General features: G+C 45.0%; 15 protein-coding genes and 1 pseudogene. 11 read left to right on the top strand and 5 right to left on the bottom strand.

The genetic code is table 11. The features are described from left to right. Positions 1-170 precede the first annotated feature (170 nt). Together J7E26_RS00215 and J7E26_RS00210 are read left to right on the top strand one after the other, a co-directional pair. Entirely contained in the window at positions 171-1151 is a 981-nt protein-coding gene (locus J7E26_RS00215; protein ID WP_214800363.1) for a glycosyltransferase family 2 protein, read from the top strand. Positions 1152-1187: 36 nt separating this feature from the next. Further along, positions 1188-3773, top strand: a complete 2586-nt coding sequence (locus J7E26_RS00210) for a YfhO family protein (RefSeq protein WP_214800362.1) — start codon at positions 1188-1190, stop codon at positions 3771-3773. Here J7E26_RS00210 and J7E26_RS00205 read toward each other — a convergent pair. Beyond that, positions 3770-4753 carry a metal-dependent hydrolase gene (locus tag J7E26_RS00205; protein ID WP_214800361.1) on the bottom strand — a complete coding sequence of 328 codons (984 nt, stop codon included), beginning with the start codon at positions 4751-4753 and terminating at the stop codon, positions 3770-3772. The two genes, J7E26_RS00210 and J7E26_RS00205, sit on opposite strands and share 4 nt — an antisense overlap. Positions 4754-4979: 226 nt before the next feature. On the opposite strand from J7E26_RS00205, the gene mutY reads away from it, so the two are divergent. Further along, on the top strand, positions 4980-6074 hold the full coding sequence (gene mutY, locus J7E26_RS00200) for an A/G-specific adenine glycosylase (RefSeq protein ID WP_214800360.1): 1095 nt from the start codon (positions 4980-4982) through the stop codon (positions 6072-6074). Here mutY and J7E26_RS00195 read toward each other — a convergent pair. Further along, positions 6065-6289, bottom strand: a complete 225-nt coding sequence (locus J7E26_RS00195) for a hypothetical protein (RefSeq protein ID WP_214800359.1) — start codon at positions 6287-6289, stop codon at positions 6065-6067. The two genes, mutY and J7E26_RS00195, sit on opposite strands and share 10 nt — an antisense overlap. A gap of 83 nt (positions 6290-6372) precedes the next feature. On the opposite strand from J7E26_RS00195, the gene fabL reads away from it, so the two are divergent. The 5 genes and pseudogenes from fabL to J7E26_RS00170 all read left to right on the top strand — a co-directional run bounded on the left by fabL (position 6373) and on the right by J7E26_RS00170 (position 10279). Continuing rightward, positions 6373-7125: an enoyl-[acyl-carrier-protein] reductase FabL gene (gene fabL, locus J7E26_RS00190; protein ID WP_214800358.1), complete on the top strand. Its 753-nt coding sequence runs from the start codon at positions 6373-6375 to the stop codon at positions 7123-7125. Between the two features lie 84 nt (positions 7126-7209). Continuing rightward, positions 7210-7362 (top strand): annotated as a pseudogene (locus tag J7E26_RS00185) (gamma-type small acid-soluble spore protein); the annotation flags it as partial. Positions 7363-7522: 160 nt separating this feature from the next. Then, positions 7523-7789 (top strand): YgaB family protein, encoded by a 267-nt coding sequence (locus tag J7E26_RS00180; protein WP_214800356.1) that lies wholly within the window; start codon positions 7523-7525, stop codon positions 7787-7789. Positions 7790-7924: 135 nt separating this feature from the next. Further along, the gene (gene ntdP, locus J7E26_RS00175; protein ID WP_214800355.1) at positions 7925-8455 is read left to right on the top strand and encodes a nucleoside tri-diphosphate phosphatase; all 531 of its coding nucleotides are present in this window, start codon (positions 7925-7927) and stop codon (positions 8453-8455) included. An 81-nt stretch (positions 8456-8536) separates the two neighbouring features. Next, entirely contained in the window at positions 8537-10279 is a 1743-nt protein-coding gene (locus J7E26_RS00170; protein ID WP_214800354.1) for an ABC transporter ATP-binding protein, read from the top strand. 75 nt (positions 10280-10354) lie between these two features. Here J7E26_RS00170 and J7E26_RS00165 read toward each other — a convergent pair whose 3' ends face one another. Together J7E26_RS00165 and J7E26_RS00160 are read right to left on the bottom strand one after the other, a co-directional pair. Beyond that, positions 10355-11419: an aromatic acid exporter family protein gene (locus tag J7E26_RS00165; protein ID WP_214800353.1), complete on the bottom strand. Its 1065-nt coding sequence runs from the start codon at positions 11417-11419 to the stop codon at positions 10355-10357. Positions 11420-11628: 209 nt separating this feature from the next. Next, positions 11629-12918 (bottom strand): glutamate-1-semialdehyde 2,1-aminomutase, encoded by a 1290-nt coding sequence (locus J7E26_RS00160; protein WP_214800352.1) that lies wholly within the window; start codon positions 12916-12918, stop codon positions 11629-11631. A 168-nt stretch (positions 12919-13086) separates the two neighbouring features. Between J7E26_RS00160 and bcp the strand changes: the two genes are divergently transcribed. Further along, positions 13087-13560 (top strand): thioredoxin-dependent thiol peroxidase, encoded by a 474-nt coding sequence (gene bcp, locus J7E26_RS00155; protein ID WP_214800351.1) that lies wholly within the window; start codon positions 13087-13089, stop codon positions 13558-13560. Positions 13561-13685: 125 nt separating this feature from the next. After that, positions 13686-14123, top strand: a complete 438-nt coding sequence (gene perR, locus J7E26_RS00150) for a peroxide-responsive transcriptional repressor PerR (protein WP_013351502.1) — start codon at positions 13686-13688, stop codon at positions 14121-14123. 34 nt (positions 14124-14157) lie between these two features. Here perR and J7E26_RS00145 read toward each other — a convergent pair whose 3' ends face one another. Next, the gene (locus tag J7E26_RS00145; protein ID WP_214800350.1) at positions 14158-14511 is read right to left on the bottom strand and encodes a YgzB family protein; all 354 of its coding nucleotides are present in this window, start codon (positions 14509-14511) and stop codon (positions 14158-14160) included. A 203-nt stretch (positions 14512-14714) separates the two neighbouring features. Here J7E26_RS00145 and J7E26_RS00140 point away from each other — a divergent pair, with 203 nt between their 5' ends. Further along, entirely contained in the window at positions 14715-15599 is an 885-nt protein-coding gene (locus J7E26_RS00140) for a nucleotidyltransferase-like protein (protein ID WP_214800349.1), read from the top strand. Positions 15600-15945 lie beyond the last annotated feature (346 nt).

Below are 15945 nucleotides of genomic sequence, written 5' to 3'. Positions count from 1 at the left end.
AGGAAAAGATGACAAAATAAAAATATATAACCATGAAGTGAAAAATTTATCATGCCCTGTAACAAAATAAAGGTTTAAACGACTTTTAAAAAAGGAATAGCCTTACTGAAGTTTTGTGGACAATTCCTTTAAGGCCATATTAAAAAGAATAATACAAAGAAGGTGCCTTCATGAAACAAGGGTTAATCTCAATTATTATTCCGTCTTACAATGAAGGAAACAATGTCAAACTCATTCATGAATCATTAAAGAAAGAGTTTCAAACGATTCATTATGACTATGAAATTTTCTACATCAACGACGGTAGCGCGGATGATACACTTCAGCAAATAAAAGAACTGGCCGCGAGGTCTCATCGAGTCAAATACATATCCTTTTCCCGCAACTTCGGGAAAGAAGCTGCTATTTTGGCAGGCTTCGAGCACGTGCAGGGCGAAGCGGTTATCGTGATGGATGCGGACCTGCAGCATCCGACGTATCTGCTGAAAGACTTCATTCAAGGCTATGAAGAAGGATACGACCAAGTTATCGCCCAGCGCAACCGAAAAGGGGACAGCCCCGTCCGTTCTGTGCTTTCCTCACTTTATTATAAATTTATCAACAAAGCGGTTGAAGTTGATTTGCGTGACGGGGTCGGAGATTTCCGCCTCCTGAGCCGGCAGGCTGTAGACGCTCTCCTGAAACTGAGTGAAGGGAACCGTTTTTCAAAAGGGCTGTTTTGCTGGATCGGATTTGATCAGAAAATCGTTTTTTATGAAAATGTCGAGAGGCAAAACGGCACGTCCAAATGGTCGTTCAGCAATCTGTTCAACTACGGGATGGACGGCGTCGTCTCCTTTAATAACAAACCGTTGAGAATTTGTTTTTTTACCGGCATTCTGATTTTGCTATTGTCGATTGTGTACATTGTGGCCACCTTTATTCACATTCTTACAAATGGTGTGTCTGTTCCGGGGTATTTTACGATTATTTCCGCCGTGCTGTTTTTGGGAGGCATCCAGCTTTTGAGCCTTGGCATTATCGGGGAATATATCGGACGGATTTATTATGAAACAAAAAAACGCCCCCACTATTTAATTAAAGAAGCGAATATCACATACGGAGATCAAAATGAAACGAATTATACAAAAAAGCGCAAGTGGAACCATTGATGCAGCTCCGCTCTGTGCCAAGGCTGGAGAGGTTTTATGAAAAAAGCGAATATGATCATGTTTGCGGCCAGTGTGCTCATCGCGGTGCTTGCCCATGTTTTCTTTTTGAAAGAGTGGACGGACGGGCGCTATATGACGGGCTCGGGAGACGGAATTGCCCAAATGGCCGTGTTCAAAAAACTGCTGTTTGAACAATACATGCATGGCCGGCTGTTTTACAGCTATTCGTTCGGACTGGGCGGGGGAGTGTACAGCCAGCTCGGCTATTATTTTTCTACTTCTTTTCTTTTTCTTTGTATCTCTTCCGTTGTCCGCATGTTACAGCTTATTCATTTGACGGGGCAGGCTGACGTGCTGTTTTGGGCTCAGGCATCTGTCTATATCAGCATAGCCAAGCTCAGTTTTATTATCTTCACAGCGGCATGTGTCTTCCGTTATCTCGTCAAAAAGCAGGTGCCCGCGTTTATCGGCGCCGTTTTGTACGGCGTTTCGATTATCTTCTTCCGGCACGAAGTTTATTGGGACTTTTTCACAGACAGCATGCTGTGGCTTCCGATGCTCGTTTACGGAGCAGAAAAAATTATCAGGGAGCGAAAGCCCGCGTGGTTTATATTTGCCTGCGCGCTGACCTTAATCAACAATTTTTACTTTGCGTATATTAACCTGATTTTTATCGGTATCTACATTTTATTCAGATGGATGATCCGCTTTGAGGAAGCGGAGACGGGCAAGCTTGCCCAATGCAGAATATTTATTTTGTCCGGCTTGCTCGGCTTCGGCATAAGCGCGGTGTCCTTTATTCCTGTCGTGTACGGTTATCTGAATAATCTGCGCCCTAAGTATGCACAGCATATCGATTGGGTCGATTTTTCCGATAATATTTTATTCTCAAGCCGGATTATCATACTGCCGGCCATTTTTTTGCTTTTCTTATTTACAATCTCTTTATACAAGTATCGTTTGTTCCGCCTGTTTGCAGGGATCAGCCTGCTTTATATTCTGTTTCATTTCAGCCCGTTTGCAGCAAGCGCCTTTAATGGATTTTCAGCTCCGCAAAACAGGTTTGAATACGTCCTGTGCTTTACGGTCGCTGGAACGGCTGCGGCCGGGCTTTCCAAGCTTTCTGAAGTAAGATTGAAGGATATACTGGTTTCGGCCGTGGTTGTCATTATGCTTTATTGGAATAATGTGAGGCGGCACAGCCTGGATATTACCGAGCCGGCCAATTTATCTATTATTCTGCTTCTGGCGCTGACCATTGCGGCGCTTTTGGCCGCAAAGACTGCGCTGAAACGGGCGATCCCGGCCGTTTACGCCATCGTTATCCTGACGGCTGTGCTTACGGCAAATACATATGAAAAGTACGCTTTGTCAGAAGGCGGAAAACTGTATACGGTGTCAAACGCATTTCTGACAGGTGCTGACTATAAAGGCAGTGAGCAATCCGGGCTCATTCAGCGCCTGCAAAAAAAAGACCCTGACCCTTACGCGCGCGTGGATTGGATGAACGGCGTTTTCAATAACACGCCGATCATATACGGATTCAACGGGTTCAGTGTATACTCCAGCATTTTAAACCGCAATCTGCTGTCTTTTTATTGGAATGACCTCCAAATCGACATGGGCAGAGAAAGCGTCAGCCGCTATGCGACTTTAGGGAACAGGTCGAATTTATACAGCCTGCTTTACGGGAAATATTATATGACGGAAAAAACAAACGAAGCCAACGTCCCGTACGGCTTTACAAAAGTCATGGAGTCCTCCCGCTACGCGGTTTATCAAAACCAATATACGCTTCCGTTTGTCCGGACAGCCGATCATGTGTATAAGGAGCGTGATCTGGAGAAAGCGCCTCCGCTTGTACGGGAACGGGCGATGCTTGACGGAATTATAACCGAATCCGGAGGAGAAAAAATGAAACAAGCCCCGACGGTAAAGAATTTGATTCACAATTCAAGCGTGACAGCCGAGGATGCGGATTATCATAACGGCATACTGACGGTAAACGGGGAAGGCGGCGGTCTGAAGATCAACCCGCACGTACCATCAAAATCCGCCGGAGATTACTATGTCAGCTTTTATTTGAAAAACAAGGCGAAAGACCAAGGCTTCACATTAAAGGTGAACGACTATACCACAACGAGAAAATCGAATAAATCCATTTACAAAACAGGTGTCAATGACCTCACCATCAGAGTGCCGAAAACAAAAACAATTAATATCCGGCTGCCGAAAGGAACCTATCAGCTTGACAGCCTTGCGCTGTACGAAGAAAATTACCAGACGCTCAAAAGCGCTTACAAAAAAGCGGGAAAAGAAAAACAGGCTGACATCAGCTGGCGCGGAAATAAACTGCATATTTCGTATCAAAATACGGCAGGCGCGCCGTATATCATGCTTCCTGTTCCGTATGAAAAAGGCTGGGAGCTAACGATTAACGGCAAACAAGGGCAGGTTGAAAAAGCGGATTATGCCTTTATCGGATTTAAGGCGCAAAAAGGGAAAAACGACATTGAACTAACCTATTATCCGCCTTATTTCAAACCGGCTTCAGCCGTTTCTGTCATCAGCCTCGTTCTTGCTGTCATATATGCAAGACGGCAAAAAAAGCCCGGCTCTTAAACAGAGCCGAGCTTTAATTTTTTCTGGAGTTTTTCCTCGCTGAAGATCCAGCCCGTGTAAGAGGAGAGAAGTTCTAAATCATGGCTGAGATGCACGATGGCGACAAAAGGATAGTGGCCTTTGCTGCGGTAGCGCAAATCGATGAAACGCACCTCATAATGATCTTTAAATGTATCAATCTCCCACCTGTACACAGGAGAAAAAGAAAGAAAGGCTGCGATGTTTTCATCCTGTTTCGCGGCTTTCATCACATCCGTTTCCGGAACGGGGACACGGTTGAATGTATCTAATATCACCACATGGCCATCAAGGCTTCTGCCGACATAAAAGGCGTGCGCCGTCGTCACCGCAATCCGCCACTGCCTGAACTTCATCGTCGGCGAAATAATGATGGTTTCAATATCTTCTTCAATCATCTCGCGCAGCCTTCGTTTAATCCGCAGCTGCATCAAAAGCCTGATGACGTAATATCCGGCAAGAATGATATACAGAATCAAAAACGTAATGCCCGGATATCCGCCTATATACCACACGGCAATCGCGGCCAAATGGCTGATAAAAATAAACGGATCAAAGGTATTAATTAAACCGAGCGCCACCCATTTTTTCGAAAAAGGACGGAGGGCCTGCGTTCCGTAAGCGTTGAAAATATCGACAAACACATGCAATACGACAGCCAGGAGCGTCCACAGCCACAAATGCAATAAGTTTGCCTCCGGGTAAAATAAGAACAAAATGCCCGGAATCAGAAGCGACCAAACCAAAACAGCGGGAATAGAGTGCGTGAAGCCTCGGTGATTTCGTATATAAACGGCATTATTTTTCAGCTTTAACACAGTATCAATATCAGGTGCCTGAGAGCCCGCAAGCGCGGCGATCATGACTGCCTGAGACATGGGGGTATGCATGCCGACGGCAGGATCAAGAGTAGCGAGTCCGCCAAGCGCGATGCCCATGACAACGTGAGTGCCAGTATCCATTGGTGACCTCCTTGCAGGTGGAAAAATCAGTGAGCCTGCATATTTCGCATTATAAGATATTCCCCATTTTCTGTTTGCCCAATCATAGCGTGTGTATCAGCCGTTCTCATATGTTTCCGCTTTTTCTTTATCTCTATTTAATGTAACATATTATCGTGATGTGCCCTTAGTGTACACCAAAAAACGGTTTTAAGAAAAGCGGGACGCGAACATCTGAGGAGAAGATATGAACGCACTTGAAGAAAAAATGAAACAAAAAGACATAGACAAATTTCGTGAGGACTTAATTACATGGTTCGAAAGAGAACAGAGAATTCTGCCGTGGAGAGAAAATCAGGATCCGTATCGGGTATGGGTGTCAGAGGTCATGCTGCAGCAAACGCGCGTAGAAACGGTTATTCCTTATTTTCAGCGGTTTGTTGAGCAATTTCCGACCGTTCGGGCTCTCGCCGAAGCCGATGAAGAAAAAGTGCTCAAAGCGTGGGAAGGGTTAGGCTATTATTCCCGTGTCAGAAATCTGCAAACCGCTGTAAAAGAAGTCAACGAGCAATACGGGGGAGTTGTTCCCGCTGAGGAAAAGGAATTTGGCGGCCTGAAGGGAGTCGGCCCTTATACAAAAGGAGCCGTGCTCAGCATCGCATACAACAAGCCAATCCCCGCCGTAGACGGCAATGTGATGCGTGTCATGTCAAGAATCCTTTCCATTTGGGACGATATCGCCAAACCTAAAACAAGAACGATTTTTGAGCAGGCTGTGAAGGCATTTATTTCACATGAAAAACCATCTGAATTTAATCAGGGCCTGATGGAGCTTGGAGCCATCATTTGCACACCGAAATCGCCGTCCTGCCTTTTGTGTCCCGTGCAGCATCATTGCTCGGCATTTTCAGAAGGGACAGAGCGGGAGCTGCCAGTCAAAAGCAAAAAGAAAAAGCCGGGAATCAAAACGATGGCAGCCGTTGTCCTGACAGACGAACAAGATAAGATCTTTATCCATAAACGGCCGTCAAAAGGACTGCTCGCCAACCTGTGGGAATTCCCGAACACAGAAACCCAAAAAGGAATAAAAACGGAAAGGGAGCAGCTTGCAGCCTTTCTGGAAAAAGAGATGGGCGTAAAAGCGGAAATCGGTGAACTGGAAGGCATCGTTGAACATGTTTTCACTCATCTTGTATGGAATATTTCTGTCTTTTTCGGTAAAGTAAAACAAGTGTCGGATCCAACAGAATTAAAACAAGTCACAAAAGAAGAACTCGAGGAATACGCGTTCCCCGTTTCCCATCAAAAGATTTGGAAAATGGCGGACAGCGTTCAATCATAGGTGACGCGCGTGCCGTGGGCGTAATCTGCTTCATTCCGTTTCAGCCCGCCGCGCGCTTCGATTTCCTGTACCAGTTCCCGATATTTGGACTGGCCTTCCTCGTTTAAATACGGCATAATTTGCTGGAAGGCCTGATGGAAATAGGCAAGTTCCGAGTCCTTCCAATCTTTTTTTGACATCATGGCCAATTCGCCTATATCACGTCCGACATACATAAAAGAAGACCCCTTTCAACAGTTATTGCTTTTATTGTTTGTTGAATGCAAAGAACTATACGCAGCAAGGAGCTGAGGAAAAAATGGAACAAAATAAATGCGCACTTATCACGGGAAGCAGCCGCGGAGTCGGAAAAGCCGCCGCGCTCAGACTGGCGGAAAAAGGATACAACATCGTCATCAATTATGCCCGAAGCAAAAAAGCGGCATTAGAAACTGCCGAAGAAATCGAAAAGCTCGGCGTAAAAACGCTGGTGATTAAAGCAAACGTCGGACAGCCGGCAAAAATTAAAGACATGTTCCGCCAGATCGACGAAGCCTTCGGCAGACTCGACGTATTCGTCAATAACGCGGCTTCAGGCGTGCTGAGACCCGTTATGGAGCTTGAAGAAACGCATTGGGACTGGACGATGAATATTAACGCAAAAGCATTGCTTTTCTGCGCGCAAGAAGCGGCAAAGCTGATGGAAAAAACCGGGGGCGGCCACATCGTCAGCATCAGCTCGTTAGGCAGCATCCGCTATCTTGAAAACTACACGACAGTGGGGGTTTCAAAAGCGGCGTTAGAATCATTAACCCGCTATCTGGCGGTAGAGCTTTCTCCGAGAAATATCATTGTGAATGCCGTTTCCGGCGGAGCGATTGACACAGATGCGCTGAAGCATTTCCCGAACAGAGAGGAACTGTTAGAAGATGCCCGCCAAAATACACCTGCCGGCAGAATGGTCGAAATTAAAGATATGATCGATACGGTTGAATTTTTAGTTTCCTCAAAAGCGGACATGATCCGCGGACAGACCATCATTATTGACGGCGGCCGTTCCCTGCTCGTGTAATTTTTTAAAAAAGATGAATAGCCGTATTGCCTCCTGCGCATTCTAATGGGCGTGGAGGTGATAACAATGGCAAACTTAAACAACAGCAAAACAGACGTTCAGCAAGTGAAAAAACAAAACCAACAATCAGCTTCCAGTCAGGGTCAATTCGGCACTGAATTCGGCAGTGAAACTGATGTACAGCAGGTTAAAAAGCAAAACCAATCAGCTGAACAAAACAAACAACAAAACAGCTAATCACTGAAACAGAAAAGCACTTCATCTTCGGGTGGAAGTGCTTTTTTCTTGTGTGAAAACGACAAAACTTGTGAATCCTCTACAGAATGAGTCAAAGGGATTTCTTCCTGAAAATCGAAATGGTATGTAGTATCAACTCAAAAGCTCAAGGAGGAACCCGATGTCAGAGTTTGAAAAGCTTGTAAGTGAACAGATGAAGATCATGGATCAGCTTCTCGAGCTGCAGTCAGAACTTGACCGATGCAGGCAAGTCGAAGCGGAACTCATCAGTTTGGAAAGAGATGCAAAACTGGACAATGTTCAGGACGAAATCGCAACCAAGCGAAAAGATCTGGCTGGCATACAGGAGTTATTCCAGAGGCAGACAGAGCAGGTCATCCGATCCTATCGCAGCACAGAAAAGACGTCTTCCTTTGTGCAAAGATGAATGTGCCATTCCGGAAGCGGGATGGTTCTTTTATTTTCATTTTTTAATTCGTAACGGTATAATAGTGAAAAGACTTGTCGGAAAGCAATTGCGGCTGCAATGACTGCAGGGCTTTACAGAAAGTAGGGGAGAAATATGGGATATCCCAAGGAAGGAGAAACCATTCAAATTCACAGCTATAAGCATAACGGGCTGCTTCATCGAATTTGGAACGAAACGACGATTTTAAAAAGTACGGAAATGTGCATTATCGGAGCAAACGACCGGACAATGGTAACGGAATCCGACGGCCGGACATGGGTGACGAGAGAGCCTGCGATTTGCTACTTTCATGCGAGGCAGTGGTTTAACGTCATCGGGATGCTGAGAGATGACGGGGTTCACTATTATTGCAACATCAGTTCACCGTTCGCCTGCGACGAAGAGGCCATTAAATATATTGATTACGATCTGGATGTCAAAGTGTTTCCGGATATGACGTATAACATTCTTGACGAAGATGAGTATGACGATCACCGCAAAACAATGAATTATCCTAAGGAAATCGACAGCATTTTGAAAGAATATTTAAATACGCTGCTTCATTGGATTCATCAGCGGAAAGGGCCGTTTGCTCCGGAATTTGTTGATATGTGGTATGAACGGTATCTGCGCTATACAAAATAAAGAATACGAAAAAAACCTGTTGGCGGGTCAACAGGTTTTTCACATGGGCTCACACGCCTTAAAGAGAGAGGGGGATAAAGTGTGGGCGTAATCAGACGCTATATGCAATTTGTAAAACCTTATAAAAAACAAATCTTTATCACAGTATTGATCGGAATCATAAAATTCTCCATCCCGCTTGCGCTTCCGCTGCTGTTAAAGTATGTGGTCGATGACATTATTCAAGGCGGCGGCACGGCAAGCGCTAAAACATCGACCTTGTTCACCATTATGGGCATTATGCTCGTGCTGTTTTTAGTCCTGCGTCCTCCGGTAGAGTATTATCGGCAATATTTTGCGCAATGGACGGGCAGCCGGGTGCTCTATGACATCAGAGCGGCATTGTTTGACCATATTCAAAAGCTGAGCCTGCGGTTTTACGCCAATACAAGAACGGGTGAAATCATTTCCCGGGTGATAAACGATGTCGAGCAGACTAAAGATTTTGTCATTACGGGGCTGATGAACATTTGGCTCGATATGATGACCGTTTTGATTGTCATCTGTATCATGCTGACTCTCGATATAAAGCTGACGCTGATATCCGTTATTTTATTCCCTTTATACGGCATTTCAGTTAAGTATTTTTACGGCCGTTTGCGAAAGCTCACAAGAGAGCGGTCGCAGGCTCTTGCTCAAGTTCAGGGCCACCTGCACGAGCGGGTGCAGGGGATGCCGGTCATACGAAGCTTTGCGATCGAAGATTATGAACAAGCAAACTTTGATGAAAAGAATGGGCATTTTCTGAACAAAGCGATCCGTCATACGAATTGGAATGCAAAAACGTTTGCGGTTGTGAATACCATTACGGATTTGGCTCCCCTTATTGTCATCGCATTTGCCGGCTATTTTGTCATCAACGGGCCGCTGACAGTCGGAACAATGGTTGCCTTCGTCGGGTATATCGACAGAATGTACAATCCGGTCAGAAGATTGATTAACTCTTCAACTACCTTGACCCAGTCGATCGCTTCCATGGACCGCGTGTTTGAATTTATCGATGAACCGTATGAGCTAACCGATAAACCAGATGCGGTAAAAGCGGACGGAATCAAGGGCGAAGTCGAATTTCAGCACGTTTCGTTCAGCTATGAAAAAGGAAAAGAAAACATATTGCGGGACGTATCCTTGCAAGTGAAAAAAGGAGAAACAATAGCGCTCGTCGGCATGAGCGGCGGCGGGAAATCGACGCTCGTAAGCCTCATTCCGCGGTTTTACGACGTTTCAAGCGGCAGCTTGCTGATTGACGGCATTGATATTCGCGACTATGAAGCGAGAAGCCTCCGCAATCAAGTGGGGATGGTGCTTCAAGACACATTCCTGTTCAGCGAAACTATTCGGGAAAATATAGCGATCGGCCAGCCGGAAGCATCTCTGGATGAAGTGATTGCGGCGGCGAAAGCGGCAAATGCCCACGAATTTATCATGGGGTTTCCGGAAGGCTATGAGACGCGGGTCGGCGAACGGGGCGTTAAATTGTCAGGCGGACAGAAACAGCGCATCTCCATCGCACGGGTATTCTTGAAAAATCCGCCGCTGTTGATTCTTGATGAAGCTACATCGGCGCTTGACCTTGAAAGTGAACGCTACATTCAGGAAGCGATGGACAAGCTTGCGAAAAACCGGACGACATTTATCGTTGCCCACAGGCTGTCCACCATTACACATGCAGATAAAATTGTGGTCATGGAAAACGGCGCCATCATTGAAACCGGCACACACGGGGAATTGATGGGGCAGGACAGCCAATACAGACATTTATTTACCATTCAAAACTTAAATTGACCCCCAAATCTTATATCGCCGCTCGGCGGTATAAGATTTTTTTATACAAAAAAACCCGGTTTTTCTGACACCGGGTTACTCATCTTCTGTTTCTAATTCACTGTCTTTCGGATGGTACGTTTGAAAACTAGTGATCAATGTATCCAAATGCTCCAGCTGTTCGCGGTATTCCGCCGCAGCCGCCATAATGCTGAGCATATTGTAATCGAGCAGTTCATCCTCACAGTTCTGCTGGTTTTTTAAGAAAGATTTCGTCAGCAGCTGTTTATATCGTATGCCTTCTTCTTCTGAATCATCATGCGGTTTGATCTTGCCGACCGTCCGCATCAAAATCCGTTCGTGCCAGTGAAGCAGATAATCGAGTTCCTCTGTAAGCGTCGTCTGAAATTCCTCAGGCATATGATAAATTTCATTCTCGTAGCGATGCAGTTTTTTCAGCATATCAAGCGCCCGATTCGCCGTAATAATCGCCTGCCTGAATAAAACAAGCTTTCGTGACTTCACATAGGTCGTTTTTTTAAAGTAGCTTCTTTCTTCTTTGTAAAGAAGGTACGTCTGATCAAGCTTAATCATTTTTTCCTTCAGCTTTTCGATATCCTCTTTCAAGATCGAATGCTCTGTCGACTGCCGCATGGTCAGCCTGATCCACTTCATGATCTCGTCCGTATTTTCTACGGTATGATGAGTGAGCTTCGTTTCATATTTCGGCGGAAGAAACACAAGATTCACGATAAAGGAAGAGAGCACCCCTAAAATAACGGTGCTTGTTCGTATTAAAGCGAAGGTCAGAAAGCTGTTTCCGGGTGTTTCCAAAATCGCGATGACTGTAACGAGTGCGATCGAAATGGTATGTTCGATTTTCAGTTTTAACATAATCGTAATGACAATCACCGCGGTCAATCCGATCATAATCGGGCTGGGGCCGAAAATCAGCCCGAACACCGTAGCGATAATAGCGCCGATGATATTTGCCTGTACTTGATCAATAATGATAAGAAAAGACCTGTAAATAGAGGGCTGTATGGCAAATATGGCTGCAATCCCTGCAAAGATCGGCGAAGGCAATCCGATCCATGATGCTAAATAGAGAGCAAGCGTAATCGCAATCCCTGTTTTAAAAATGCGGGCACCAAGTTTCATTGGTTTGTGCGTGCATTCCTTTCTCTAATAAATTATGTGCCGAACGAACGGCTGACACTTACATTTCCCTGTCAGTTAATTTGCTAAACAATAAAGTAATATACAGGGATCAAACCAATTATTCAAGGTCTTTTTTTGAAAAAACCATTATCTCACAAATCGGACAAAAAGAAAAAGCGGAAGCCCCGGGCTCCCGCTTGTTTCAGCAGTTATTTTTTCATATGTCTGAATGTGTCTTCGACCGCTTTTAAAGTGGCGTCGATATCTTCTTCAGTATGGGCGGTTGTAATAAACCAAGCTTCATACTTCGACGGTGCAAGATTGATGCCGCGCTCCAGCATCAGCTTGAAGAACTTTGCAAATGCTTCTCCATCCGTATTTTCCGCCTGCTCGTAATTGACTATCTTTTCATCGGTAAAGTAAACCGTAAGCGCGCCTTTTAAACGGTTGACGGTGATTGTAATGCCGTGTGCCGCGGCGTGCGTGAGAATGCCTTTTTCAAGCTTGGCGCCAAGCTTGTCAAGCTGCTCATATACGCCTTTTTCCTTCAGCACTTCAAGACAGGCAATCCCTGACAAAATGGATGCGGGGTTTCCGGCCATCGTTCCGGCCTGATATGCAGGGCCGAGCGGAGCAACCTGCTCCATAATTTCTTTTTTGCCGCCGTAAGCGCCGATCGGCAATCCGCCTCCGATAATTTTTCCGAGGGCTGTTAAATCAGGCTTAACCTGCAAGAGATCCTGCGCGCCCCCGTACATAAAACGAAACGCCGTGATGACTTCATCATAAATGACAAGCGCGCCCGCTTCATGGGTTAACTCATTCACTTTTTCTAAAAAGCCCTCTTTAGGTTCAACGATGCCGAAATTGCCGACAATCGGTTCGACGAGCACAGCCGCAATTTCTGAACCCCATTTATCCAATGCTGCCTGATAGCTTTCAATATCATTGAAAGGAACGGTAATGACCTCATTGGCGATGCTTTTCGGTACACCGGCGGAATCCGGCGTTCCGAGAGTAGACGGACCTGAACCCGCAGCCACCAGCACCAAATCAGAATGGCCGTGATAGCAGCCGGCGAATTTGATGATTTTCGTCCGCCCGGTATAAGCGCGCGCGACCCGGATCGTTGTCATCACCGCTTCTGTTCCTGAGTTCACGAATCTTACTTTGTCGAGTGAAGGGATGGCTTCCTTCAGCATTTTGGCGAATGTTACCTCGTGTTTTGTCGGTGTGCCGTACAGGACGCCGTTTTCAGCGGCTTTCTTGATCGCTTCCGTAATATGCGGGTGCGCGTGGCCTGTAATGATAGGACCGTAAGCCGCCAAATAATCAATATACTGATTCCCGTCGACATCCCAAAAATAAGCGCCTTTTCCCTTCTCCATCGCAACGGGTGAACCGCCGCCTACTGCTTTATAAGATCTGGACGGGCTGTTCACCCCTCCGACGATATGTTTTAACGCTTCGTTATGAAGTTCAGCTGATTTTGTATACAAAAATGACCCTCCTAATATCTCCTTACGTCATTTCCTATTGTAGCATGCTTCAATACGAGCACAACGGTTCAAATCCGTAAAAAAGGCCAATCTAAATCCGAGGGGATAACGGTTGTAATCTTGCCGTGAATTGGATACGCTTAATAAAAAAACCCGGAGGTACAAGAAATGGCTATTGAAATCGGACAAACGGCACCGGATATGAAATTGCAAAACGACAGCGGAGAAGAGGTCTCATTGACTGACTTTAAAGGAAAGTACGTTGTTCTATATTTTTACCCGAAAGACATGACGCCGGGATGCACGACTGAAGCGTGCGATTTCCGCGATCAGCACGAAAGCTTCGCGGGGCTTGACGCAGTTATAATCGGGGTAAGTCCTGACAGCCGGGACAAGCATGAAAAATTCAAAGAGAAGCATGATCTTCCTTTTCAGCTTCTTGTAGATGATGAGCACAAACTGGCAGAAGCTTTCGATGTGTGGAAACTGAAGAAGAATTTCGGGAAAGAATACATGGGAATTGAACGGTCCACTTTCTTATTAGATAAAGAAGGCCGTCTTGTGAAGGAATGGAGAAAGGTAAAAGTAAAAGACCATGTCGCAGAGGCTCTTCGCGAATTGGAGCAAATTGCGGCAAAATAATGGACAAACGTTTGAAATCCCGGGCTTTCCTTCAGATTACATTTGACAGGGAACCGGTAAAAGATGTACACTAATTATAAACATTATAAAGTAAGAATCTTTTTTAGAAGAGAGGTGCATGACGGATGGCTGCACATGAATTAAAAGAAGCCTTAGACACGTTGAAGGATACGGGAGTCCGAATTACTCCTCAACGTCATGCGATTCTGGAATATCTCGTGGATTCTATGGCTCATCCGACAGCAGACGATATATATAAAGCTTTGGAAGGGAAATTCCCTAATATGAGTGTTGCGACAGTTTATAACAATTTGCGTGTATTCCGGGAAGCGGGACTTGTAAAGGAGCTGACGTACGGTGATGCGTCCAGCAGATTTGACTTTGTCACTTCAGACCATTATCACGCCATTTGTGAAAATTGCGGTAAAATCGTGGACTTTCATTATCCGGGGCTTGACGAAGTGGAACAGCTTGCGGCTCACGTAACAGGCTTTAAGGTAAGCCACCACCGATTGGAGATTTACGGTGTCTGCCAAGAGTGTTCCAAAAAAGAAAACCATTAAACGAAGCTGACCGCTTTGATACGGTCAGCTTTGTTTATTTCACGCTGTTTTTTCTGTTATATGCCTCATCGAATGCTTTGCCTTCCAATCCTTTATCCAATGTGAGAGGCTCTCTGCAATGCATACACATATCGACCCTGCCCAGAATTTTTGTTTCTTTTTCACAAGCGGGGCATACCACCCGGACCGCTTTCGTCGACAGCATGCCGATCCAAAAATAAACGGCGGTGCTGAGGCCGATGGATAACAGGCCAAGAATCATAAACAAGCTGGCAAGTAAAACAGACTGCTTAAAGAACAATCCGATGTACATAATGATAAACCCAACGAAAACCAAACTTAACGCAAACGTTCTGATTCTATTAATTTTGCTGGAGTATTTCGCCATGTCCATCCCCCTCTGGTTTAACTATAGCATAAAGTGAATGGCATATTCTTCATGTTTTCGTAAGAAAAGGGAAGAATATATATGGAAGCCGGAAGGAAAATTGTTTATAATAGTGCAATGTGTTTAGAAAAAAGGACTTTCATGTTTTATCATAGAAATGTAGAAGCAAAAGCTAGTGAAACAATCGCATTGGAGGAATCGTAATGGACAATCTTCTCCGTCCAATTTACCAAGAAAGAGCAAGTCATCCCGATACGCTGGCCGTCCTTATGATTGAAAGAAGGAGCAAAGCATCATCCATCACTGATAACTTTGATGCGGTCATGCTCGTCATTGTCAAACAGGCTGAAGAGCCGCTTTTTATAAAACATTATGAATTGGAACACAAAACAGCCTCTTTACATATTGTAACGGAAGCCTTGCTGCAGGAATGGATTTTGCTCGGCACGAATAGAAGAATCATAGATTGGATCATAAACGGAAAGGTGCTGTTTGACCGTAACGAATATATTGCGGAGCTTATTGACCGGCTTAATACATTTCCATTTGCCGAACGTAAATTAAAAATCGGAATGGAATACGGCAAGCTGATCAGAAGATATGTGGAAGGAAAAGCTTTCTTTGAAGCCAATCACTTTCTTGATGCATACTATGCGGTTGTTCACGCGCTGCACCATTTGGCCCGCATAGAAGTGATTGACAGAGGTTTTTATCCTGAAACCACAGTGTGGAATCAGGTCCGTCATATCGAGCCGCAAGTATACAAGTTATATTCCGAACTTGTAGAGAGCCGTGAAAGTTTGGAGAAAAGACTCGAATTATTATTCTTGGCAAATGATTTTCTGATTCATTCGAAAGCAGAGATCGGTTCGGCCCACCTCTATCAAGTAATGAAAGAAAAAGAAATGTGGCAGTTTGGAGAACTGCTTCAGCATCCCGATCTTCTTCATTTCACCCAAGACCTCGGTGTCATGCTCGATTACCTGACAGAAAAGGGCTTGATTGAAGTTTGTCAAATAGATACCAAAGGGCAAGAGGTTTATCATCGTGGATATTCTTTTAAAAAAGATGTTGACGCTGAATCATAACCATGTTATATTATTAAACGTCGCTGATGCGCTTTAACAAAAAGCACACGGCGGCGGAGAAATAAAAAGAAAAAAACGTTTGACACTAGTTTGTCAAAATGTTATAATGAGAAAGTCGCCTCAAGATGAGACGGAAATGATCTTTGAAAACTAAACAAGACAAAACGTACCTGTTAATTCAAAGTTTTAAATAAATCGCACAGCGATGTGCGTAGTCAGTCAAACTGACGAGAAAAGCAGGAAAGGAACGCATGTTAAGTTCATCACGTCATGTGACGACACATGCATGATCCGCATCCTGCACACCCTCGGAGAGTTTGATCCTGGCTCAGGACGAACGCTGGCG

The organism is Bacillus sp. ISL-51 (genome assembly GCF_018613535.1).
GTDB lineage: Bacteria > Bacillota > Bacilli > Bacillales > Bacillaceae > Bacillus.
This window is presented reverse-complemented; position numbering and strand designations above follow the sequence as displayed.

Coding starts and splice junctions, on each gene's coding strand:
- J7E26_RS00215 (WP_214800363.1), top strand. CDS start 171: ATGAAACAAGGGTTAATCTCAATTATTATTCCGTCTTACAATGAAGGA.
- J7E26_RS00210 (WP_214800362.1), top strand. CDS start 1,188: ATGAAAAAAGCGAATATGATCATGTTTGCGGCCAGTGTGCTCATCGCG.
- J7E26_RS00205 (WP_214800361.1), bottom strand. CDS start 4,753: ATGGATACTGGCACTCACGTTGTCATGGGCATCGCGCTTGGCGGACTC.
- mutY (WP_214800360.1), top strand. CDS start 4,980: ATGAACGCACTTGAAGAAAAAATGAAACAAAAAGACATAGACAAATTT.
- J7E26_RS00195 (WP_214800359.1), bottom strand. CDS start 6,289: ATGTATGTCGGACGTGATATAGGCGAATTGGCCATGATGTCAAAAAAA.
- fabL (WP_214800358.1), top strand. CDS start 6,373: ATGGAACAAAATAAATGCGCACTTATCACGGGAAGCAGCCGCGGAGTC.
- J7E26_RS00180 (WP_214800356.1), top strand. CDS start 7,523: ATGTCAGAGTTTGAAAAGCTTGTAAGTGAACAGATGAAGATCATGGAT.
- ntdP (WP_214800355.1), top strand. CDS start 7,925: ATGGGATATCCCAAGGAAGGAGAAACCATTCAAATTCACAGCTATAAG.
- J7E26_RS00165 (WP_214800353.1), bottom strand. CDS start 11,419: ATGAAACTTGGTGCCCGCATTTTTAAAACAGGGATTGCGATTACGCTT.
- bcp (WP_214800351.1), top strand. CDS start 13,087: ATGGCTATTGAAATCGGACAAACGGCACCGGATATGAAATTGCAAAAC.
- perR (WP_013351502.1), top strand. CDS start 13,686: ATGGCTGCACATGAATTAAAAGAAGCCTTAGACACGTTGAAGGATACG.
- J7E26_RS00145 (WP_214800350.1), bottom strand. CDS start 14,511: ATGGCGAAATACTCCAGCAAAATTAATAGAATCAGAACGTTTGCGTTA.
- J7E26_RS00140 (WP_214800349.1), top strand. CDS start 14,715: ATGGACAATCTTCTCCGTCCAATTTACCAAGAAAGAGCAAGTCATCCC.